Below are 22,732 nucleotides of genomic sequence, written 5' to 3' on the forward strand. Positions count from 1 at the left end.
GGCGTGTGCACAGTGGTCTCGGCGCTCCGGCGGTGTCTCGAAGAGTCCGGGGTCAGCCCTGAGCGGCTGAATACACGGCGTTCTCGGCGGGCTGGACGACGACGAAGCCCGGACCGTGGAAGGCCAGCTGGATCGATTCGCCGGAGCCGCGGCCGAAGAACGTGCCGACGCTGACATCGGTCTTGATCTGCGGGGCCAGGGCCGATGACCAGCAGACGGCCGCCTGCGGGTCGACGAACGTCGGCTGCTGAGAGCAGTCGAGCACCATCGGCTCGCCCTTGCAGCAGATGGCAGCGGTGCCCTGCCCGGCGAGTTCGAGGTTGAACAGTCCCGAGCCGCTGACCATGGCACCGACTCCGCCCTTGATCCGCTTGATCTCCCAGTTCAGAGCATCGTCGAAGGCGAGCAGGTTCGAGGTGTTGACCGTCAGGGCATCCTGGGGTCCTTCGAGGGCCATCATGAAGATGTTCGAGGCCTCGCGGGCGAAGAAGATCTCTCCGTGACCCTCGACGCGCATGACGTTGCCGCCCTCACCGGTCGCGGCCTTCTTCATGAATTGCCCGACCGACTTCGAACCCTGGTGGGTGAAGCGGACATCGCCCTGATAGGCGACCATGGCGCCTTTGGTGGCGATCATCGGAGCGTTCGGGGTGATCACCGTGCGCAGCATCTTCTTCGACTGCAGGGTCCAGCGATCCTGGTTCTGGATTTCGGCATTGCGCTGGGAAAAGAGTTCGCTTCTCATGTTCCACAGGCCTTTCGGTCAGGACGGAATTCCGTACTTCTTCGGTTGTCGGATCCATCCTACGTGGACGCCCGAACGGTGAGAGCGGCTTTCGTGTGCCGATCCGGGAACAAGCGCGCCGAGGCGGTCTGACGCTGTGACACAGATGCAGGAGACCCCGCGGTCTTGCGCTTCCCGCCTACAACGGGAAGCGCAAGACCGCGGGGTCTCCCAGCCGAGTCCGGCGATCAGGCCGGTTCGACGAAGCTGACATCGCCGATCGTGATCGTGTCCCCGGACTCCTCGGTGACGAGCTTCTCGATGCGGCCGGCGGCGCGAAGATCGCCTTCCGCCGAGCGGATCGCCGACACGATCGCGGCCGGAGCCTGGATCGTGATTGCGGCGACGCCGGTCTTCTGCGAGACCTTGGCCTCGGTCTTCGTCCGTCGGATCTCGGTGAGCGCGGCCGCGACCGAGGCGAGCAGCTCCGGATCCACCGAGGCCTCCGGGACGCTGAGCGACTCATCGGCCGGCCAGGTCGCGCGGTGGACCGAGCCGGTGCGCCACCACGACCAGACCTCTTCGGTGACGAAGGGCATGAACGGCGCGAACAGGCGCAGCAGCACATCGAGCGCGGTGGCGAGCGTGACATGCGCCGAGACCTGGTCATCGCTGCCGGTCGCCCCGTACGAACGGTCCTTGACGAGTTCGACGTAGTCGTCGGTGAACTCCCAGAAGAAGCTCTCGGCCGCGCGGAGGGCATGAGCATAGTCGTACGCGGCCATGTGGGTACCGGCCTGATCGACGACCTCGGCGAGCTTCGCCAGGAGCGCCCGGTCGAGGTCGTGAGTGACGGACCCCAGCTGCCCGATGAGCCCCTCATGGACGCCCTGTGCGAGGGCGAACTTCGAAGCATTGAGCAGCTTCATCGCCAGGCGTCGGCCGATCTGCATCTGTGTCACGTCATAGGCGGTGTCCGCGCCGAGCTTGGCGCTGGCGGCCCAGTAGCGCACGGCGTCGGGACCGTAGCCGGGTTTGGCCTCGGCGAGGATGTCGGAGGGGACGACGACATTGCCCTTGGACTTCGACATCTTCTTCCGGTCGGGATCGAGGATCCAGCCGGACAGTGCCGCATGCTTCCACGGAGCCGCGTCGTTGAGCGAATTCGCCCGGACGACGGTCGAGAACAGCCAGGTGCGGATGATGTCGTGTCCCTGCGGACGCAGATCGAAGGGGAAGACCTTGTCGAAGAACTCCTCGTCACGCGACCAGCCGCCGAGGAGCTGCGGAGTCAGCGACGAGGTCGCCCAGGTGTCGAGGACGTCCGGGTCGGCGGTGAAGCCGCCGGGCACATCACGCTGGTCCTCTGTGAAACCGGCTGGCGCCTCGGCGATGGGATCGACCGGCAGCGATTCGGGCACGATCGGGTTGTCGTAGTCCGGGGTCCCATCGGAATCGAGGCGGTACCACAGGGGGATCGGCACACCGAAGTACCGCTGCCGGGAGACGAGCCAGTCGCCGTTGAGGTTCTCCACCCAGTTCTCGTAGCGAGAGCGCATGAACGACGGGTGCCATTCGATCTCACGGCCGCGAGCGATGAGCGCATCCCGCAGCTCCGCCGAGCGACCGCCGTTGCGGATGTACCACTGACGGCTGGTGACGACCTCGAGAGGCTTGTCGCCCTTCTCATAGAACGGCACCGGATGGGTGATGGGCTCGATCTCTCCGATGAGGTCACCGGAGTCGATGAGCATCTGGGCGATGTCCTTGCGCGCAGTGAACGTCGTCCTGCCGGCCAGGGCCTCGTAGTTGGCCACAGCGTCGGGCTTCGGCGAGGCGGCGATCCACTCGGGCACCTCGAGTCCCAGACGACCGCCGCGGTTGATCACCGCGCGGGTCGGCAGGTCGAGTTCGCGCCACCAGGTGACGTCGGTGAGGTCGCCGAAGGTGCAGACCATGGCGATGCCGGTGCCCTTGTCGGATTTCGCGAGCTCATGAGCGCGGACCTCGACGCTGACGCCGAAGAGTGGTGAGACGACGTTCGTTCCGAACAGCGACGCATAGCGTTCGTCATCGGGATGGGCGACGAGGGCGACCACGGCGGGAATGAGCTCCGGTCGCGAAGTGAGGATGATGATCGGCTCCGATGAGGTGTCGGCCAGTCCGTCGGCTCCCTCGGGGAAGAACTTCACCTTGTGGTAGGCGCCTTCCTTCTCCCGGTCCTCGAGTTCGGCCTGTGCCACAGCGGTGCCGAAGGTGACATCCCACATCGTCGGCGCGTCCTGGGAATACGCGTGGCCGCGGGCGAGATCGGTGAGGAACGCCCGCTGACTCACGGCACGCGAATCATCGTCGATCGTGCGGTAGGTGTACGTCCAGTCCACGGACAGGCCGGTGGAGCGGAAGAGGTCCTCGAAGACCTGTTCGTCCTCGGCCGAGAGCCGTTCGCAGAGTTCGATGAAGTTCCGGCGGGAGATCTTCACGAAGTCGCGCGAGTTCTTCGGAGCCTTCTCCGGAGGCTGGAAGTCCGGATCATAGGCCTGGCCGGGATCGCACGTCACGCCGTAGTAGTTCTGCACCCGGCGTTCGGTGGGCAGTCCGTTGTCGTCCCAGCCCAGGGGGTAGAACACGTTCTTGCCCTGCATCCGCTGGTAGCGGGCGATGATATCGGTCTGCGTGTAGGAGAACACATGGCCGACGTGCAGCGACCCCGAGGCTGTCGGCGGGGGAGTGTCGATCGAGTAGACCTGCGCACGATCGGTCTCGGCATCGAATGCGTAGACGCCCGACTCACTCCACTGGGCATCCCATTTGTCCCGCAGGCCCTCGAGGGCCGGCTTGTCAGGCAGATTCACTGACTCGTGCGTCGAGTCCGAAAAGGCAGGTGTGTTCATAACTGCTGATTTTCTCACCCGGTGAGCATTCGGCCAAACCGGTCAGCGCCCGTCGGCCAGGTGGCCCGTCTCACATCCTGAAGAGCAGGTGAGACGAGAAGGTGAAGGACAATGAGATTATTGCCCTATGGCGCCCCTGGACCGAATTCCGACCGAGAATCCGCCGGCCACCTCGACGGTCTGGATGAATCCTGCCCGAGTGATCGCGATCGTCGCCGTCGTCGCCATCCATTCCCTCGGCACCATCGTCGAGACGAACTTCGCGGATATGGGCCCGGACTGGTGGCTGGCGAACGTTCTCGACTCCGCCTGCCGGTGGTCCGTGCCCGTCTTCATCATGGTCTCCGGCGCGTTGGCGTTGGATCCCGAGCGCGGAAACAAGCCGCGGAAGTTTCTGTCCAAGCGTGTCTGGCGAATCGGCATCCCGCTCGTCTTCTGGACGCTGGTGTATGTGCTCTTCCGCCGCTTCTACCTCCAGCCGGACAGCGACTGGAATCCCGGGATCGCGATCCTCACCGGTTCGCCGTTCGTCCAGCTCTACTTCCTCTACGTGCTCGCGGGCCTGACCCTGCTCACCCCGTTCTTCCGGCTGCTCAGCGTGCACGGCTCTCGACGCCTGCAGTGGGGCACGGGCCTGATCTTCCTCGGCATCGGGATGCTCGACCAGTGGGTGTCGATGATCTTCGACGTCGGTGAGGCCAATATCGCCACACGGTTCCTGCCCATGGCCGGTTTCTACATCCTCGGGTGGGTGCTGCGCGACATCGTCCTGTCGGTGCGCGGGGCAGTGCTCGCCTGGCTTGCTCTGCTCGCCGCGATCACGGGCACCGCCGTGTGGGCGGGACTCGGTCCCGGAGACAAACCGTGGATGTTCCCCTATGAGTATCTCGCCCCCGGCGTCGTCGTCTCGTCGCTGGCGGCCTATCTGCTGCTGCACTTCCATCTGCGTCGCGGATTCGGTCTGCTGCACCGCTTCTACCCGTATTCCTTCGGTGTCTTCCTCCTCCATCCGCTCATCCTCTACCCCGTGCGCAATCACATGGGACTGCCGACGACGATTCCCGGGGTCCTGCTCCATGCCGTCGTCATGCCGCTTGCGTACGCGCTCGTGTGCGCGGCGATCACCTGGGTGGCCGTGAAGATACCCGGCGTCCGCGCGGTCTTCGGCGAGGGTGGACCGCGCAATCCACACTCCCGGCCCAGGGCACCACTGATGCGGCGTCGATCCGCGGAACCCGCCGCGCAGCTGCAGGAGGACTCGTAGACTGAAACGCGACACCAGGTCGCCCGCGCGACCGGACACCGCGAAGAAGGAGAACACAGATGGAGACTCTCAGGGCAGTCGTCACGGGTGCCAGCTCAGGCATCGGTGCGGCCACGGTGCGGCAGCTGCGTGAACGAGGATGGGACGTTGTGGCCGTGGCCCGACGTGAGGACAGGCTCAAGGCCCTCGCCGAGGAGACCGGAGCCGACTACATCGTCGCTGACCTCACCGATGACGCCGCCGTGGCAGCCATGGCCGAGCAGGTCCTGGCCGGGGGAGCAGTGCACTCACTCGTCGCGAATGCCGGTGCCGCATTCGGCACCGACACCGTGGCCGAGGCCTCCGTCGACGGATGGCGGGACATGTTCGAGATCAACGTGCTCGGCGTCCTCCGGACGGTCAAGGCGCTCCTGCCCGCCCTCATCGAGTCCGGTCGCGGAGACATCGTCGTGATGTCCTCGACCGCCGGACACCAGGCCTACGAAGGCGGAGGCGGCTACGTCGCGGCCAAGCACGGTTCGCACTCGATGGCGGCGACACTGCGCCTCGAACTCGCAGGCGAACCCGTGCGCGTCATCGAGATCGCCCCCGGAATGGTCGCCACCGACGAATTCAGCGTCAAACGCCTCGGCGGCGACGCATCGAAGGCGGCGAAGGTCTACGAGGGCGTCGAGAAGCCGCTGACCGCCGAGGACGTCGCCGATGCCGTGGTCTACACCCTGACTCGGCCACACCACTTCAACGTCGATCTCATGGTCATCCGACCCATCGCGCAGGCAGCTCAGCACAAGGTGGCACGCAACAAGGGGCTGTGAGTCCTCTCCGCTCCACTGAGGCCGTCCGCCGACCATCACCGGAGACCACTCGGTGTCGAAACAGCACAGCCCCTGCCGAGTGGTCTCCGGCGGAGTCGACGGTATACGATTGGAGTGCGTCGATCCGGCCATCACCGGGGAGCATCCGGAAGAACGGGTCCACGGCTGCACACGACCGCCTCGGCGGACGAATGCGCCGCGACCTCAGTAGAACCGGACGGGTGGACCCGTCAGCGTCCTGAGAATGAGCGATCCACGGCACGGCCCCATCGGGGCGGGCTGCGGATAAGCGAGGTGGTACCGCGGCAACTGTCGTCCTCGTGACAGTGACCGCAGTGACCCAGAAGGACGCTCATGACCCAGCCTCTCTATCCCAAGGTTTCGACCTCGGCCTTCGGCCTCTCCAGTTCTCCGAACTTCCCAGCCATCGAAGATGCCGTGCTGGCCTACTGGCAGGAGGACGACACCTTCACAGCCTCGATCGACCAGCGCGATCCCGGTGAGAACGGCGAGAACGAGTTCGTCTTCTACGACGGCCCTCCCTTCGCCAACGGCCTGCCCCACTACGGTCATCTGCTCACCGGCTACGTCAAGGACGTCGTTCCCCGCTTCCAGACGATGCGCGGGAAGAAGGTCGACCGCCGCTTCGGCTGGGACACGCACGGACTGCCTGCCGAGCTCGAGGCCGAACGTCAGCTGGGCATCACCGACAAGTCGGAGATCGGCCGTATGGGTCTGGCCGCCTTCAATGACGCCTGCCGCTCCTCCGTGCTGCGCTACACGAAGGAGTGGGAGGAATACGTCACCCGTCAGGGTCGCTGGGTCGACTTCGACAACGATTACAAGACGCTCAATGTCGAATACATGGAAAGCGTCATCTGGGCCTTCAAACAGCTCTGGGACAAGGGGCTGGTGTACGAGGGGTACCGCGTCCTGCCCTACTGCTGGAAGGACGAGACACCGCTGTCGAACCATGAGCTGCGCATGGACGACGATGTCTACAAGATGCGTCAGGACCCGGCAGTGACGGTCGGCTACAAGCTCACCGACGCCGATGAATGGGTCCTCATCTGGACCACCACACCATGGACCGTGCCCTCGAACCAGGCCGTGGCCGTCAACCCGGACATCCCGCTCGTCGCGGTCGTTGCCGATGAGGACGGTGCTGAGGAGCTCCAGGGCAAGACCCTCATCCTCGCGCAGGCCCGCCTCGGCGCCTACGCTCGCGAACTCGGCGAGAACCCGCAGGTGCTGCGCACCTTCCCAGGCAGCGAACTCGTCGGCCGCTCCTACGAACCTCCGTTCGGATACTTCGAGGGCCGTCAGGAGGAGTTCGGCGAGCGGATGCACACGATCCTCGCCGCGGACTTCGTCACCGTCGAGGACGGCACCGGCATCGTCCACCAGTCACCTGCCTTCGGTGAGGAGGACAAGGAACTCACCGACTCCTACGGCATCACCGCCGCGCGCCCCGTCGACGATGCGGGACGCTTCGACTCGACCGTGCCCGACTACGCCGGTGAGCAGGTCTTCGACGCGAACAAGGCGATCATCAAGGACCTGCGCAACCACACCGGACCGGTCTCCGGCCGCAACGCCCTGCTCGTCCGCCACGAATCCTACGAGCACTCCTACCCGCACTGCTGGCGCTGCCGCAACCCGCTGATCTACCGTGCGGTGTCGTCCTGGTTCGTTCGCGTCACGGAGTTCAAGGACCGGATGGTCGAACTCAACGAGCAGATCAACTGGGTGCCCGACAACGTCAAGCACGGCCAGTTCGGCAAGTGGCTCGAGAACGCCCGCGATTGGTCGATCTCCCGCAACCGCTTCTGGGGCTCTCCCATCCCGGTGTGGATCTCCGACGACCCGTCCTACCCGCGCACCGATGTCTACGGCTCCCTGGCCGAGATCGAGGCCGACTTCGGTCGCCTCCCCCTCAACGACGACGGCGAGGTCGACCTGCACCGTCCGTGGGTCGACGACCTCACCCGGCCGAATCCGGACGATCCCACCGGTAAGTCCGCGATGCGCCGCATTCCGGAGATCTTCGACGTCTGGTTCGACTCGGGGTCGATGAGCTACGCCCAAGTGCACTATCCGTTCGAGAACTCCGAATGGTTCGACAACCACTTCCCGGCCGACTTCATCGTCGAATACGTGGGTCAGACCCGCGGCTGGTTCTACCTGCTCCACGTGCTCGCTACGGCGATCTTCGACCGCCCCGCGTTCACGAACTGCATCTCCCACGGCATCGTGCTCGGCTCCGACGGGCAGAAGATGTCGAAGTCGCTGCGCAACTACCCCGACGTCAACGAGGTGTTCAACCGCGACGGCTCGGACGCGATGCGCTGGTTCCTCATGGCCTCGTCGATCCTGCGCGGCGGCAACCTCGTCGTCACCGAACAGGGCATCCGCGACGGCGTCAGGCAGGTCGTGCTGCCCCTGTGGAACACGTGGCAGTTCTTCGCGACCTACTCCAACGCCGCCGACGGCCCCGACGGTGAGCAGTCCGGCTATCAGGCACAGCCCCGATACGACTCCACCCAGGTCCTCGACCGGTACCTGCTGGCGAAGACCCACGACCTCATCGCCGAGTTCGCCGAAGCGATGGAGGGCCTCGACATCTGGGCCGCCTGCGAACTCGTCCGCAGCTACCTCGACATGCTCACGAACTGGTATGTGCGCCGCTCGCGCCGTCGGTTCTGGGACGGGACGGCTGACACGCACGAGTCCTTCGACGTGTTCTTCACCTGCCTCGAGGCCTTCTGCCGCGTCGCCGCCCCGCTGCTGCCGTTCACGATCGAAGAGATCTACCGCGGGCTGACCGGGCAGCGCTCCGTCCACCTCGCCGACTACCCCGACGCCGAGGCGTTCCCCGCCGATGCCGATCTCGTCGCGGCCATGGACCTCACTCGCGACATCTGCTCGACGGCGTCCTCGGTGCGCAAGGCCAACCAGCTGCGTGTGCGCCTGCCGCTGGCGAGCCTGACCGTGGCCACGGACACCGACCTCGGTGAGGACTTCACGACGATCATCGCCGATGAGCTCAACGTCCGCACCGTCGATGTCCTCGATGTCGCCGAGGCCGAAGCCGCGGGGTTCTCGCTGTCGCAGAACCTCGTCGTCAACGCCCGCGCCGCCGGACCTCGCCTGGGCAAGCAGGTCCAGCAGGTCATCAAGGCCTCGAAGACAGGCGACTGGTCGGTCGCGGCCGACGGCACCGTGGTCAGCGGCGGAATCGAACTCCTCGACGGCGAATACACCCTTGAGGCCGTCGCCGAATCGGGCACCGACGGGATGGAGCTCGCCGCCCTCGACTCGGGATTCCTCGCGCTCGACACGCGGGTCACCCCGGAGCTCGAGGCCGAAGGCATGGCCCGCGACACCGTGCGCGCCGTCCAGGGCATCCGCAAACAGCTCGACCTGCACATCTCCGACCGGATCTCCGTGACGATCGAGACCACCCCCGAGGTGGCTGCTGCCCTCGAACCCCATGCCGACCTCATCGCGGGGGAGACCCTGACCACGTCGCTGACGTTCGGCTCGGCCGAGGGGGCCGGGGATCTCTTCGTCCCTGAGGAGCTGCCCGCGGGAACCCGTCTGGCGGTGGCTCGGGCATGAGTGAGGAGGAGGCCACCCGCGCCGAACTCGCTCGGGTCTACGCCCTGCTGCTGGCCAGGGCAGGAGAGACTCAGGTCGAGCTGCGCCTCGACGCCACCCGACGCGCATGCGAGGTCCTCGGCGACATCCACACGGCGGCTCCTGTCATCACGGTGACCGGAACGAACGGCAAGACGTCGACGGCTCGGATGCTCGACTCGCTGATCACCGCACACGATCTGCGGGTCGGCCGGTTCACCAGCCCCCACCTGCACTCGGTGACCGAGCGGATCTCCGTCGACGGCGCACCGGTGCCCGAGGCGACGTTCGTGCGGATCTATGACGAGATCGCTCCGTACCTCGACATCGTCGATGAGCAGCTGGAAGCCGAAGGACGAGCGAAGCTCACGTACTTCGAGGCCCTCACCGTCCTCGCCTTCGCGGTCTTCGCCGACGCGCCCGTCGACGTCGTCGTCACCGAGGTGGGGATGGGCGGAGCATGGGATTCGACGAACGTCGCCGATGCTCAGGTGTGCGTGTTCACGAAGATCGGACTGGACCACCAGGCGTTCCTCGGAGACACGATCGAGGAGATCGCCGCCACCAAGGCCGGCATCCTCGATCGCAGCGTCGATCCCTCCCCGGCCCCGGCCCCCGTGGCGGTGAGCGCGGTGCAGGACGAGGCGGCGCAGACCGTGCTCGACGCCGAGGCGGCCCGACGTGAGGTCCCGCTGCTGAGCGAGGACCGGGACTTCCGACTCCTCGACCGGCAGCGCGCCGTCGACGGCCAGCTCATCACGGTGCAGGGGCGCCGGGACGTCTACTCCGACCTGTTCGTGCCCCTGCACGGGATCCACCAGGCACACAATGCCGCGGTAGCGATCGTCGCCGCCGAAGCGTTCCTCGGCGCCGAGGACAAGCCTCTCGACGCCGAAACGGTGGCCGAGGGCCTGGCACGGGTGACGTCCCCCGGACGGGCCGAGCTCGTGCGCACCGGACCGAGCGTCGTCGTCGACGGGGCGCACAACCCCGATGCGGCGCACGTGCTGGCCGACACCCTCGACGAGGCGTTCGACTTCGACTACGTCGTCATGGTCATGGCGATGCTCGGCGACAAGGACATCGGCGGAGTGCTCGAAGAGCTCCACCGCAGCGCCGACGTGTTCATCGTCAGCGAGACGCTCAGCGCTCGTGCGCTGCCGGCGGAGGAACTCGCCGAGGCGGCCCGCGAGTGGGTCGATGAGGATTCCGTCATCGTCACCCCCGACCTCAACGCCGCATTGATGAAGGCCATCGATCTCGCGAACTCCGTCGACGCGAAGAGCCCGGGAATCGTCGTCACCGGGTCGCTCTACACCGTCGCCGAAGCCCGCCTGCTGCTCGGCAAGGGAGAGGACCAGTGAAGTCGAAGTATCCCGTTCTGTGCGGATCGATCCTCATCTGCGAACTCTTCGTCGTCTATTTCGCCGTGCTCACGGCCTTCGGGCTGCAGGTGAAAGCGGCGCAGACGCTCACTCTCGGCCAGCTGCTCATCGGAGCCTCGGTCATCGCCGTGCTTGCGATCGTCGGTGTGGTCATGCTGCCGCGTCGCATCGGGCAGCGACGGCCAGGCGTGATCATCGGCTGGATCGTGCAGGTTCTGCTGCTGGCCTCGGGGTTCGTCGTCACGTCGATGTTCTTCGTCGCCGCCCTCTTCATCGCCCTGTGGGCGGTGGCGGTGTACTGGTCGGCGCGGATCGACCGTGAGGTCGCCGCACGCGAATGACACCTGCTCACACCCGGTCAGTGCCGCCTCGGCGCCCGGGTAAACTGTGGACCGACGTCCACTCGAACTTGGAAGGACCGGAATGGAACGCACTCTCATTCTCATCAAACCCGATGGGGTCGCCCGCGGACTCGTCGGGCAGATCGTCGCCCGTATCGAGGCCAAGGGCTACCGGATCGATGCGCTGAATCTGCGCACGGCCACGTCCGAGGAGCTGGCCGCCCACTACGCCGAACACGAAGGCAAGCCGTTCTACCAGCCGCTGGTCGATTTCATGTCGGAGGGCCCGATCGTCTCCATCATCGCCTCGGGGCAGGGTGTCATCCCCGGTTTCCGCTCGCTCGCCGGCGCCACCGACCCGACCTCGGCGGCGCCCGGCACGATCCGCGGCGACCTGGGACGTGACTGGGGAGAGAAGGTGCAGAAGAACCTCGTCCACGGCTCCGACTCCGAAGAGTCCGCCGAACGGGAGATCGGCATCTGGTACCCCGCCTGAGACAAGCCGAAAAGCTGAGGGCGCCCCACCACGTGGTGGGGCGCCCTCAGCTTCTCCGCTTCGGTCAGCTGTTCAAATCAGGGTGGAGAAGAAGGACCAGAACTGGACGACGATGCAGGCGACAATGATGAGCATCCACAGCACCGACAAGGCGACGTTCTCCTTGGCCAGCACGCGCACGATCGGAGACTGCGCCGCACCCGAACCGAATCGTCCGGCGAGCACGTTGTGCGCGGTGACGGCGACGAACATCGGGATCGTCACCGTCCATACGATGATGCACCAGGGACAGCCGACGCCGATCCGATAGATCGAGACGTAGAAGAGGAACATCACGAGGACCACGCCGAGGGCGAGTCCGATGTTGAGCCCGACCATCACCCATCCGGGCAGCTTCGTCCCGGCGAGGAGGAGGACTCCGAGCAGGAGCGGGAAGACGAAGGCGGCGATGCCCAGCAGCTGATTCGGGAAGCCGAAGAGTTCGGACTCCGGATGCTCCATGACCGAACCGCACGAGAAGAAGGGGTTGAGGTCGCAGGAGAGGACGACGTCGGGATGAGCGAGCTTGTCGTACTTCTCCGCCGAGAGTGAGAACGACGCGAGGAAGCCGATCACAGAGGCGACGATGAGGAAGATGCCGAAGGGAGCGCGTCGGAGCACCCACGCCGAGGCGGCCGATTCGGTTTCGACGTCGGCGGAAAGAGTCTGTTCACTGTTCACCCCTCAAGAATGCCTGCCCACGACCCGAGCGGCAAACCCCGCCCCGGCGACACCTCAGCGGAAGCGGACATGTGTGACATAATGGGATGACGGATACCTGCTCTCACACCGAGCAGGAGAAGTGCCTCCACCGAGTCGAGGGTACGACCTCGCAGGTCGACAACAAGATGAGGCAGCACCGAAGGCCTACGCGCTGAGCGCGAGCCGGACGTGCCATCCACAAGTTTCGGTCCGTCCGAGGACCATGCAAGGATCCGAAGATCCGTACGGTGTGGACGGCGTCTTCGGACTGGGAGAAACGATGAACGATACGTCGAACGACGGCACAGAGTCGACCGATCCGACCGAAGGCATCCTCGCCGATCTGGCGAATCTGCAGCAGTCGGCACACGCCAAGGGCAATGCCCATGACGACGTCAACGACAGCGTGCGTGCGCGACTCGATGACATCGCCGAGGCGGCCGAATCGCTGCGTACGGGCGAAGCCGATGATGACGAAGACGGACCGGTTGAGCCGGCGCAGCGCAGCCGAGACCCGAAACCCGCCCGCGACGCCGTCGCCAACCGGGGACTCGTATTCGAATCCTTCGTCCGCGGAGATGCGGCAGACGATGAGACCGATACGGACGAGGAAGACGAGAGCGACGACGCCGGGGACTCGGCGGCCGGACAGAGTCCGGTGCGCTTCGATCCGCGCAACCCTTTCGCCGCACCCGCACCTGCAGCGGCCACCCCGGCAGAACCGCGGTCGACTCCGTCCGTGCCTCCGGCCGGCGGTCTGATCTTCCAGGTCCCGAGCGCCGAACACGCCGAGGTCGTGCAGATCGAGGACGATGACTCCGATGACGACTGGGACGACTCCGAGGACACCGACGACACCGCGTCCGAGCGTCGTGACGACCAGGACGACGAGACCTCGAACGGCCCGCGTCGTCGCCGTGGAGGACGCGGGCGCCGCTCGCGCAGCCGCGATGACTCCGACGACGACGCAGACGGAAAGACCGCGGACGCCGCGGACGACTCCTCCGACGATGACGAGTCCGAGAAGGACGGCTCACGTTCCTCGCGACGGGGTTCGCGCTCGAATTCCCGCGCCTCGAAGCACAAGTCCGACTCCGAATCGCAGGACGATCACGCGAAATCCGACGACGAGAAGTCCGAAGCATCGAAGAACGACGATTCGCAGTCCGATGACGCCGATGATGACGATGACTCCGAGGGCGGATCGCGTCGTCGTCGCCGTCGCCGGTCGCGCAACCGCGGAACCGACCGTGACGAGGTCACCTCGCTGAAGGGCTCGACCCGACTGGAGGCCAAGCGCCAGCGTCGCAAGGAAGGTCGCGAAGCCGGACGTCGCCGCCCCATCATCACCGAGGCAGAGTTCCTCGCTCGCCGGGAATCCGTCGAACGCACGATGCTCGTGCGCGAAAGCGGCGACCAGACGCAGCTCGTCGTCGTCGAAGACGGCATCGCCGTCGAGCACTACCTCAAGGAGAACCGCCAGCAGGCCTCCCTCATCGGCAACGTGTACCTGGGCAAGGTCCAGAACGTGCTGCCGAGCATGGAAGCGGCGTTCATCGACATCGGCAAGGGCCGCAATGCCGTGCTCTACGCCGGTGAGGTCAACTGGGACGCTCTCGGCATGGACGGCAAGGCACGCCGCATCGAAACCGCTCTGAGCCCCGGCGACTCCGTCCTCGTCCAGGTGACGAAGGATCCGATCGGGCACAAGGGTGCGCGTCTGACCAGTCAGATCTCGCTGCCGGGACGGTTCCTCGTCTACGTCCCCGGCAACTCGATGACCGGGATCTCCCGGAAGCTTCCGGACAATGAGCGAGCACGGCTGAAGAAGCTGCTCAAGGAACTCGTCGGCGATTCGAACGGCGTCATCGTGCGCACCGCAGCCGAAGGTGCCGCGGACACCGACCTGTCCCGCGATGTGGAGCGACTCGCCAAGCGCTGGGAGACGATCGAGAAGAAGTCGAAGTCGACGAAGGTGCTCGCCCCGCAGCTGCTCTACAGCGAGCCGGACATGATCGTGCGCATCATCCGCGACGTCTTCAACGAAGACTTCAACTCGCTCGTCATCGACGGCGACGGAGCCTGGAACACCATCCACGAATACGTCGAATCCGTGGCCCCGGATCTCCTCGAACGGGTCCACCGCTACAACGAGGACGAGGGCATCTTCGATCACTATCGGATCGAAGAGCAGATCCAGAAGGCCCTGCAGCGCACCGTCAACCTGCCCTCAGGCGGTTCGCTCGTCATCGACCGCACCGAGGCGATGACGGTCGTCGACGTCAACACCGGCAAGTTCACCGGTTCCGGCGGCAACCTCGAAGAGACCGTGACCCGCAACAACCTCGAAGCGGCCGAAGAGGTCATCCGACAGGTCCGTCTGCGCGACCTCGGCGGCATCATCGTCGTCGACTTCATCGACATGGTCCTCGAATCGAACCGTGACCTCGTGGTGCGCCGCCTCGTCGAATGCCTGGGCCGTGACCGGACGAAGCATCAGGTCGCCGAGGTGACCTCGCTGGGACTCGTGCAGATGACCCGCAAGCGCATCGGCACGGGACTGGCCGAGTCGATGGTCAGCGCCGGCGCTGACCTCAGCGGACGCGGACTCCTGCTGCCCGGATCCGAAGAGGACGGTACGAAGGCCCACCGCGGGAACCGTTCGTCGAACAGTGAGGGCCGTCGCGATCGGAAGCGGCGGGGGGACTCCGGGGCGAAGTCCAAGCAGAACGAGAGTGAGCCGCAGGAGGACTCCGTGTCCTCGGACGCTTCGCGCTCTGCCGTCGCCGCGATCGCCAAAGCCACCCTGAAGAAGGACGAATCCGATGCCGGGAACGGCGACGAGAAGTCCGGCGGCGAAGGCAGCGGCAAGGGCCGTTCACGCTCGCGCAACGGTCGTCGCCGCTCGAACTCCCGGAATGCGGAGTCGAATCCGGACACCGAGACCGGCGCCGCCTCCGAGGCGAACCACGGCGCCGATGCCACGATCGAGAAGAAGGCCGATGAGAACGCGAAGGCCGCTGAGAATGCCGAACCGGCCGTCGCACCGGCTCCTGCGCCGGTCCCTGAGGAGCCGAAGGATCTGCCGCTGATGATCGGCGCCGATACCGAGACGAAGGTCGCGGCCGCCGCTCCCGTGAAGCGCAGTCCGGTCCCGAAGCGGAGCGAGGCGCCGAAGAAGGCTGCAGAGCCCAAGCAGGAGCAGCTGCCCGCCTCGTTCGTCATCATCGGCGAAGACTGAGTCCGACCGAGTGATCGGTTCGGGACCGAGCCCCGGTGCCGGCCCGACAGCGCAGAAGCGCCCCGCGACGGAGACTCCGTCACGGGGCGCTTCGGTGATGATGAGCCGCATCGGCCCGGCGCGCTCGGCCGTCTCCGACGCAGCCGCCGGACGACCGCGACCGACTCAGCCTGCCGACTGCTGATTGCGCGTCGTGCTGATCGTCGGCTGTGCCGCCTGGTCTCCGCACAGGACGATCATGAGGTTCGAGACCAGATCGCTGCGCTCGGCCTGACCGAGCCTGACGATCTGTCGGCCCTCGATCTCTTCGATGGCGGTCTCGACCATTCCCACTGCACCCTCGACGATGAGCTGCCGGGCGGCGACGACCGCAGTCGCCTGCTGCCGCTGGAGCATCGCCCGGGCGATCTCCGGGGCGTAGGCCAGCTGCGTGATGCGGGATTCGATGATCGTCACCCCTGCTGCCATCACTCGCGCGGCCACCTCGTCGGAGAGGCGCGACGTGATCTCATCGGCGTTGTCGCGCAAGGACATCCGCCGCGGATCCGAGGAGTCGTAGGCATAGGAGTTCGCGATGTGACGGACTGCTGTCTCCGCCTGGATGGCAACGAACTCCTCGAAGTCGTCGACCTCGAACATCGCCTGCGCGGTGTCCTTGACCTGCCAGACGACGACGGCGCCGATCTCGATCGGATTGCCGTCGAGATCATTGACCTTGAGCGTCGACGTCTCGTGGTTGCGGATGCGGGTCGACACCTGGTCCTTCGTGTAGAAGGGATTGACGAAGCGCAGTCCCGACTGGCGGACCGTGCCGACATACTTTCCGTAGAGCTGGAGAACGACGGCATGGCCGGGTGCCACCGAAGTACAGCCCTTGAACAGGAACATCGACGCGATGAAGGAGATCACACCGAGGACGATGAGGATGACCCCGAGCGCGGCCTGCGCGAATGTCAGCACGAAGCCGATGACGGCGAGGAGCACGGCCAGGAGGAGCAGGGCGATGGCACCGATGATGGCGAAGTAGCCGGACACGCCGCCTGCGGGCTTCTCGCGCACACGCTCACCGTCGGGGGAGACGATGCGCGGCGGGGCCGATCCGTTCGGTCCCGCCGCGGAGGTGGGGCCGGGCTGAGCAGACCGACGAGGGGTGCGGTTCCCCCGCTGCGGATCAGCACCGGGCTGACCGGCCGGGCCGGGCTGTGCCTGACCGCCGCCGGGTGGGCCGTACGCATGAGGAGAGTCGGCCGATGCCGAGGAACCGACCTGAGAACCCTGCGACCCGAAATGACCGTTCGGATTCGACACAGGTTCGGCACCCGGATACGCGGCGGGCTGAGCATGGCCATCCTGCGAATGCGGGGTCTGACTCACCGCTGGGGCAGGGCCGCGATGCGGGGGCTGATTCGGTGGGGGACCTTGCTGCTGTGGGTTCTGAGTCATGCTCCCAGTCTAGGTCAGCGAATGAGACGCGGGTCTCAGATACGGCGGACCGACGGAGTTGGATAACGTTTCCATAACCGAACCGGGGGCGACCTCCGAGATTGCTTGAATGTGACATGGATCTCAGGAAGTTTGGCTGACCATGAACACCTTACAACTGACAGCAGAGCCGGTCTCTCCGGTCGACGATGCCATCAACACCTGGTTCGATCCGATCGCGACGTGGTTCGGCAACATCATCTTCTTTCCACTCACCTTCGGCGACTTCTCGTTCCCGTTCGTCGTCATCTGGCTGATCTTCGCGGCCGCCGTCTTCACGATCTACTTCGGCTTCGTTCAGGTCCGCGGGGCGAAACTGTCGCTGGAGATCATCCGCGGGAAGTTCTCGTCGAAGTCCGATCCGGGTGAGGTCACCCACTTCCAGGCTCTCGCCTCCGCCCTGTCGGGAACCGTGGGGCTGGGCAACATCGCCGGTGTCGGTGTGGCCATCGCCCTCGGCGGTCCCGGTGCGACATTCTGGATGATCGTGGCCGGACTGCTCGGCATGTGCACGAAGTTCGTCGAATGCACCCTCGGTGTGAAGTACCGTGAGATCGACGAGAACGGAGTCGTCCACGGCGGCCCGTTCAAATACCTGCCCGTTGCCTTCCGTCGCTTCTCGAAGCCGGTGGCCACCATCCTCACCGGTCTCTTCGCTGTCGCCATCCTCGTCTTCGGCATCGTCGGCGGCGGAATGTTCCAAGCGAACCAGACCTTCGCACAGGTCCGCACAGCCACCGGCGGCGATGACGGATTCCTCGCCGGGCCCTTCGCCTCGCTCGTCTTCGGCATCGTCTTCGCTGCCCTCGTGGCCCTGGTCATCCTCGGCGGCATCCGCTCGATTGCGAAGGTCACCGACAAGCTGGTGCCGGGTATGGCGATCTTCTACGTCGTCTCCTGCCTGCTCGTCCTCGCTCTCAACTTCGACAACATTCCGAACGCCGTCGTTGAGATCTTCGTCGGCGCCTTCAATCCGCAGGGTATCGCCGGCGGCATCGTCGGCGTGATGATCATCGGGTTCCAGCGTTCGGCGTTCTCCAATGAGGCAGGCATCGGATCCGCGCCGATCGCCCACTCGGCGGTCAAGACGCGCCGTCCGATCTCGGAAGGCTTTGTCGCTCTCCTCGAACCCTTCATCGACACCGTCATCGTCTGCACGATGACCGCGCTGACCATCATCGTTGCCGATCAGGCCTCCTACCGAGAGGATCTCGGGGCCGGCGAGATCGGGGGAGTGGCACTGGCCTCCGACGCCTTCTCCACCGTCGTCTCCTGGTACCCGATCCTGCTCGCCATCGCCGTCGCACTCTTCGCCTTCTCGACCCTGATCACCTGGGCCTACTACGGGGAACAGGCGTGGAGCTACCTGTTCGGCGGTGCCAAGGCCAGCGTGATGGTCTTCCGCACCCTCGTCTGCCTCTTCGTCGTCGTCGGCTGTGTGGCCACGTTCTCGAAGGTCGTCGAGTTCGCCGATGCCGCACTGTTCATGTGCGCCTTCATCAACATCCTCGGCCTCTACATGCTCATGCCGGTCGTGAAGAAGGAGATGAAGAAGTATCTGGCCGACCGCAGGGCCGGCACTCTCAACGACCCCGATACGAAGGACGCGGTACCTGTCGAAGAACCAGTCTGAGCCCGGTTCATCACCGGCCCCGAAGGTTTGCGGAGGTGCGCAGCAGTCCCGGTGAGACTGCGGCGCACCTCCGCGTCCGGCATCGTTACAATGAGGGCGTGGATCCGAATACTGATGACAAGACACGTGCCCAGCAGCGCCTGCTGGAGCTACGCGACAGCATCGACAACATCGATGCCAGCCTCATCCATCTGCTCGCCGAGAGGTTCAAACTCACCGAGAAGGTCGGCGAACTCAAGGCCGACCACGGGCTTCCCCCGGCCGACGAATCCCGTGAGGCCCGCCAGGTCGCCCGTCTGCGGGTTCTCGCCGAGGAATCACACCTCGACCCCGAGTTCGCAGAGAAGTTCCTCGCGTTCACCGTCGCCGAGGTCATCCGCCGGCACGAACGCATCGCAGAATCGCGGGAACGCTGAGGACTGGCCGACCCTCGTCAGCAGAACGAATCGGACAGGGCACGAGAGATGCCTCACAGTCATCGGTTCCGGGCGCGATCGACGACTCGCGGGTTTGCCGTTCACCTGCCGGTTCGACTAATATTGAGCGTCGGTGCGCGAGACGCATCACGGCTGGTGATTCCTCTCAATGGGACGCCTGCGGGGGAGACTCCGCAGCGGCCAAGGGATAACCGCTGTTCATCTGAGTTTTAGCAGAAAGAGAGTTCGACAATGGTCTATGCCATCGTTCGCGCCGGAGGTCACCAGGAAAAGGTGAGCGTCGGCGATATCATCACAGTCAACCGTATGAAGGCGAAGGCTGGAGACAGCGTCGAACTCGATGCCGTACTTCTCGTCGACGGTGAGACGGTCACGACCGATGCCGACGCTCTGTCGAAGGTCTCGGTCACCGCCGAGGTCGCCGGTGAGCTCCGCGGTCCCAAGATTGTGATCCAGAAGTACAAGAACAAGACCGGGTACAAGAAGCGTCAGGGCCACCGCCAGGACCTCACCCGCCTGAAGATCACGAACATCAAGTAAGAGGAGACTTCTCACATGTCAAGCAAAAAGGGAGTCAGCTCGACCCGCAACGGTCGCGACTCGAACCCACAGTACCTCGGTGTGAAGCGCTTCGGCGGCCAGGTCGTCAAGGCCGGCGAGATCATCGTCCGTCAGCGCGGAACCAAGTTCCACCCGGGCGCCAACGTCGGCCGCGGCGGAGACGATACCCTCTTCGCCCTGACTGCGGGAGCCGTGGAATTCGGCAAGCGCAACGGTCGTAAGATCGTCAACATCGTCGGAGCCTGATCCTTAACAGGATCTGATCCGATCGCACTATTTTTCTCCCCTCGCGGGGACCATGAAGGGTGAGTCACATGACTCACCCTTCATCTGATATAAGGACACTATGGCCACCGAGTTCGTAGACCGCGTCACCGTTCACCTCGCCGCCGGCGACGGTGGGAACGGCTGTGCCTCGATCAGACGCGAGAAGTTCAAACCGCTCGGCGGGCCCGACGGTGCCGACGGCGGCAACGGGGGCAACATCGTCTTCCGCGTCGATCGTCAGACCACGACCCTGCTGCCGCTGCATCACCGTCCGCATCTGCGTGCCGACGGCGGCGGAATCGGCAAGGGTGATCTGCGCCACGGCGCCGACGGGCAGGATCTCATCGTCCCCGTGCCCGAGGGCACCGTGGTCAAGACGCTCGACGGCTCGGTCGTCGCCGATCTCGTCGAAGACGGCACGGAGCTCACCGCGGCCGCCGGTGGTCGCGGTGGTCTCGGCAATGCCGCGCTGGCCTCGACGAAGCGCAAGGCTCCCGGCTTCGCCCTTCTCGGCGAACCCGGTGAGAGCCTCAGCCTCGTCCTCGAACTCAAGACGATCGCCGACATCGCCTTCGTCGGTTACCCTTCGGCCGGAAAGTCGAGCCTCATCGCCGCTCTCTCTGCCGCGAAGCCGAAGATCGCCGACTACCCCTTCACCACCCTCGTGCCCAACCTCGGCGTCGTGCAGGCGGGGGAGACCCGCTACACCGTCGCCGACGTGCCCGGTCTCATCCCCGGGGCATCCGAAGGCAAGGGTCTGGGACTGGAATTCCTCCGCCACGTCGAACGCTGCGCCGGACTCGTCCACGTCATCGACATGGCCACGTGGGAACCCGGCCGCGATCCCGTCTCCGATCTCACGATCATCGAATCCGAACTCGCCGCCTATGCCGTCGATCTCGACGACGGCAGCGGACTTCTTCCACTCTCGGAACGACCCAAGCTGGTGGCGCTGAACAAGGTCGACATCCCCGACGGGCGCGACCTCGCCGACATCGTCCGCCCCGACCTCGAAGCCGCGGGCTATCGCGTCTTCGAGATCTCCGCAGTCAGTCACGCCGGCCTGCGCGAACTCTCCTTCGCCATGGCCGAACTCGTCCTCGCCGAACGCGCCCGCCGGGAAGCCGTCGAAGCGACGCCGCAGCGAGTGGTCATCCGCCCGAAGGCCGTCGACGATCGCGGCTTCGAGGTCCGCGCCGAACGCGACGCCGACGGCCCGGTGTACCGGATTCTCGGCGACAAACCAGCCCGCTGGGTGCGGCAGACCGACTTCGGCAATGACGAAGCCGTCGGCTACCTCGCCGACCGCCTCGAACACCTCGGCGTCGAAGAAGCCCTGTTCAAGGCCGGAGCCAAGCCGGGGGACACAATCGTCATCGGCGGAGACGACGGTGTCGTCTTCGACTGGGACCCGACGACCGTCGGCGGTGCCGAGCTGCTGGGCTCCCGCGGTTCGGACGCCCGACTCGAGGAAGAGGCCCGTGCGACTCGCAAAGAGCGCAAGGCCGCCTACCACGAACGGATGGACGCGAAGGCAGCGGTGCGTGCCGAGTTCGAGCAGGAGCGGCTGGCCGAACGTGGGCAGAGCGAGGCCCGATCCGCGGCCGAGCCCGATGCCGGCGCTGCGAACCGGACCGACGAGGCGTGAGCGCTGCAGTCGGCGGGCTCGGCTCCGCCCCGCGTGCCCGTGAGGACATCGCCTCGGCCCGCCGGATCGTCGTCAAGGTCGGTTCGTCCTCGCTGACGACGATCGACGGCGGTCTGGACGAGGCCAAACTCATCGCACTCACCGATGTCATCGGCGCTCACCGTGCGGCCGGTCACGAGGTCATCCTCGTGTCCTCGGGTGCGATCGCGGCGGGCCTCGAACCCATGGGGCTCAACCGTCGCCCCAGAGACCTCGCCACGCAGCAGGCCGCCGCCGGGGTCGGGCAGGGTCTGCTCATGGCCGCCTACACTCGTGCCCTCGGCCGGTATGACCTCGTTCCCGGTCAGGTGCTGCTCAGTGCCGACGATCTGATCCGGCGCACCCAGTACAAGAACGCCCAGCGTGCCATCGACAAGCTGCTGGCCCTGGGCACGCTTCCCATCGTCAACGAAAACGATGCCGTGGCCACCGAGGAGATCCGGTTCGGAGACAACGACCGTCTCGCTGCTCTCGTCGCCCATCTGTCCCACGCCGACGCCCTGATCCTCCTCTCCGACGTCGACGCCCTCTATTCGGGCCCGCCCGATCGGCCGGACTCACGCCACATCGATCGGGTCCACGGCCTCGATGATCTCACCGACATCGCCATCGGCGGGGTCGGCGCCGCGGGAACGGGGACCGGCGGCATGGCCACGAAGGTCGATGCGGCGATCATGGTCGCCGACTCCGGGATCCCCGCTGTGCTGACATCGGCACCGCATGCCGCCTCAGCGCTGGCCGGGAACGAGGTCGGTACCTACTTCGCGGTCACCCATCGTCGCCGCGGCACCAGGCTGCTGTGGCTGCGTCACCTGGCCCGGACGTTCGGGTCGGTGACCATCGACGAGGGAGCCGAACACGCGGTGCTCTCCCGCGGGACCTCGCTGCTGGCGGCGGGCGTGACCGGAGCTGAGGGGGACTTCGAAGCGGGGGACCCCGTCGAGATCCGCAACCTCGACGGTGAGGTCATCGCGCGTGGAATGACGAACTTCTCCTCGGACGAGCTGCCGAGCATGTTCGGGGCCACGACCGAGGAACTTGGCACCCGTCTGGGAAGTGACTACCGTAAAGAGGTCATCCATCGAAACGATCTCGTTCTCACACATGTGAGCGGGGGGAGATAAC

The 22,732-nt window shown here is 65.6% G+C and carries 17 protein-coding genes; 13 read left to right on the forward strand and 4 right to left on the reverse strand.

Annotated elements, in window-relative coordinates; genetic code table 11:
- Positions 1-52 precede the first annotated feature (52 nt).
- Both GUY23_RS08550 and valS read right to left on the reverse strand, forming a co-directional pair.
- A complete protein-coding gene (locus tag GUY23_RS08550) occupies positions 53-745 on the reverse strand; it encodes an AIM24 family protein (RefSeq protein ID WP_166971462.1) in 693 nt (230 codons plus the stop codon).
- Positions 746-972: 227 nt separating this feature from the next.
- Positions 973-3,618, reverse strand: a complete 2,646-nt coding sequence (valS, locus tag GUY23_RS08555; protein WP_166971464.1) for a valine--tRNA ligase — start codon at positions 3,616-3,618, stop codon at positions 973-975.
- Between the two features lie 127 nt (positions 3,619-3,745).
- On the opposite strand from valS, the gene GUY23_RS08560 reads away from it, so the two are divergent.
- From GUY23_RS08560 to ndk, 6 genes are all read left to right on the forward strand, one after another.
- Positions 3,746-4,882: an acyltransferase gene (locus GUY23_RS08560; protein WP_166971466.1), complete on the forward strand. Its 1,137-nt coding sequence runs from the start codon at positions 3,746-3,748 to the stop codon at positions 4,880-4,882.
- A gap of 59 nt (positions 4,883-4,941) precedes the next feature.
- Positions 4,942-5,697 carry an SDR family oxidoreductase gene (locus tag GUY23_RS08565; RefSeq protein ID WP_166971468.1) on the forward strand — a complete coding sequence of 252 codons (756 nt, stop codon included), beginning with the start codon at positions 4,942-4,944 and terminating at the stop codon, positions 5,695-5,697.
- Between the two features lie 354 nt (positions 5,698-6,051).
- On the forward strand, positions 6,052-9,318 hold the full coding sequence (gene ileS / locus GUY23_RS08570; RefSeq protein ID WP_166971470.1) for an isoleucine--tRNA ligase: 3,267 nt from the start codon (positions 6,052-6,054) through the stop codon (positions 9,316-9,318).
- Positions 9,315-10,700: a bifunctional folylpolyglutamate synthase/dihydrofolate synthase gene (locus GUY23_RS08575; RefSeq protein ID WP_166971472.1), complete on the forward strand. Its 1,386-nt coding sequence runs from the start codon at positions 9,315-9,317 to the stop codon at positions 10,698-10,700. The genes ileS and GUY23_RS08575 overlap by 4 nt, the downstream gene beginning before the upstream one ends.
- A complete protein-coding gene (locus tag GUY23_RS08580; protein WP_166971474.1) occupies positions 10,697-11,062 on the forward strand; it encodes a DUF4233 domain-containing protein in 366 nt (121 codons plus the stop codon). The genes GUY23_RS08575 and GUY23_RS08580 overlap by 4 nt, the downstream gene beginning before the upstream one ends.
- 82 nt (positions 11,063-11,144) lie before the next feature.
- Complete coding sequence (gene ndk, locus GUY23_RS08585) at positions 11,145-11,558, forward strand: nucleoside-diphosphate kinase (protein WP_166971476.1); 414 nt, start codon at positions 11,145-11,147, stop codon at positions 11,556-11,558.
- Positions 11,559-11,630: 72 nt separating this feature from the next.
- Here ndk and GUY23_RS08590 read toward each other — a convergent pair whose 3' ends face one another.
- On the reverse strand, positions 11,631-12,278 hold the full coding sequence (locus GUY23_RS08590) for a vitamin K epoxide reductase family protein (RefSeq protein ID WP_166971478.1): 648 nt from the start codon (positions 12,276-12,278) through the stop codon (positions 11,631-11,633).
- Between the two features lie 301 nt (positions 12,279-12,579).
- On the opposite strand from GUY23_RS08590, the gene GUY23_RS08595 reads away from it, so the two are divergent.
- Positions 12,580-15,540: an Rne/Rng family ribonuclease gene (locus GUY23_RS08595; RefSeq protein WP_208085521.1), complete on the forward strand. Its 2,961-nt coding sequence runs from the start codon at positions 12,580-12,582 to the stop codon at positions 15,538-15,540.
- Positions 15,541-15,705: 165 nt separating this feature from the next.
- On the opposite strand, the gene GUY23_RS08600 is transcribed toward GUY23_RS08595, so the two are convergent.
- Positions 15,706-16,983 carry an SPFH domain-containing protein gene (locus GUY23_RS08600; protein ID WP_228282806.1) on the reverse strand — a complete coding sequence of 426 codons (1,278 nt, stop codon included), beginning with the start codon at positions 16,981-16,983 and terminating at the stop codon, positions 15,706-15,708.
- Positions 16,984-17,125: 142 nt separating this feature from the next.
- On the opposite strand from GUY23_RS08600, the gene GUY23_RS08605 reads away from it, so the two are divergent.
- The 6 genes from GUY23_RS08605 (at position 17,126) to proB (ending at position 22,731) form a co-directional block, all read left to right on the forward strand.
- A complete protein-coding gene (locus GUY23_RS08605; protein WP_166971482.1) occupies positions 17,126-18,655 on the forward strand; it encodes an alanine/glycine:cation symporter family protein in 1,530 nt (509 codons plus the stop codon).
- 98 nt (positions 18,656-18,753) lie between these two features.
- The gene (locus GUY23_RS08610) at positions 18,754-19,071 is read left to right on the forward strand and encodes a chorismate mutase (RefSeq protein ID WP_166971484.1); all 318 of its coding nucleotides are present in this window, start codon (positions 18,754-18,756) and stop codon (positions 19,069-19,071) included.
- A gap of 252 nt (positions 19,072-19,323) precedes the next feature.
- On the forward strand, positions 19,324-19,632 hold the full coding sequence (gene rplU / locus GUY23_RS08615; protein ID WP_166971486.1) for a 50S ribosomal protein L21: 309 nt from the start codon (positions 19,324-19,326) through the stop codon (positions 19,630-19,632).
- A gap of 15 nt (positions 19,633-19,647) precedes the next feature.
- Positions 19,648-19,899: a 50S ribosomal protein L27 gene (gene rpmA / locus GUY23_RS08620; protein WP_166971488.1), complete on the forward strand. Its 252-nt coding sequence runs from the start codon at positions 19,648-19,650 to the stop codon at positions 19,897-19,899.
- A 100-nt stretch (positions 19,900-19,999) separates the two neighbouring features.
- Positions 20,000-21,568 (forward strand): GTPase ObgE, encoded by a 1,569-nt coding sequence (gene obgE / locus GUY23_RS08625; protein WP_166971490.1) that lies wholly within the window; start codon positions 20,000-20,002, stop codon positions 21,566-21,568.
- The gene (proB, locus tag GUY23_RS08630; protein ID WP_208085523.1) at positions 21,565-22,731 is read left to right on the forward strand and encodes a glutamate 5-kinase; all 1,167 of its coding nucleotides are present in this window, start codon (positions 21,565-21,567) and stop codon (positions 22,729-22,731) included. The genes obgE and proB overlap by 4 nt, the downstream gene beginning before the upstream one ends.
- Position 22,732: the final 1 nt, after the last annotated feature.

It is taken from the genome of Brevibacterium atlanticum, assembly GCF_011617245.1.
GTDB classification, from domain to species: domain Bacteria; phylum Actinomycetota; class Actinomycetes; order Actinomycetales; family Brevibacteriaceae; genus Brevibacterium; species Brevibacterium atlanticum.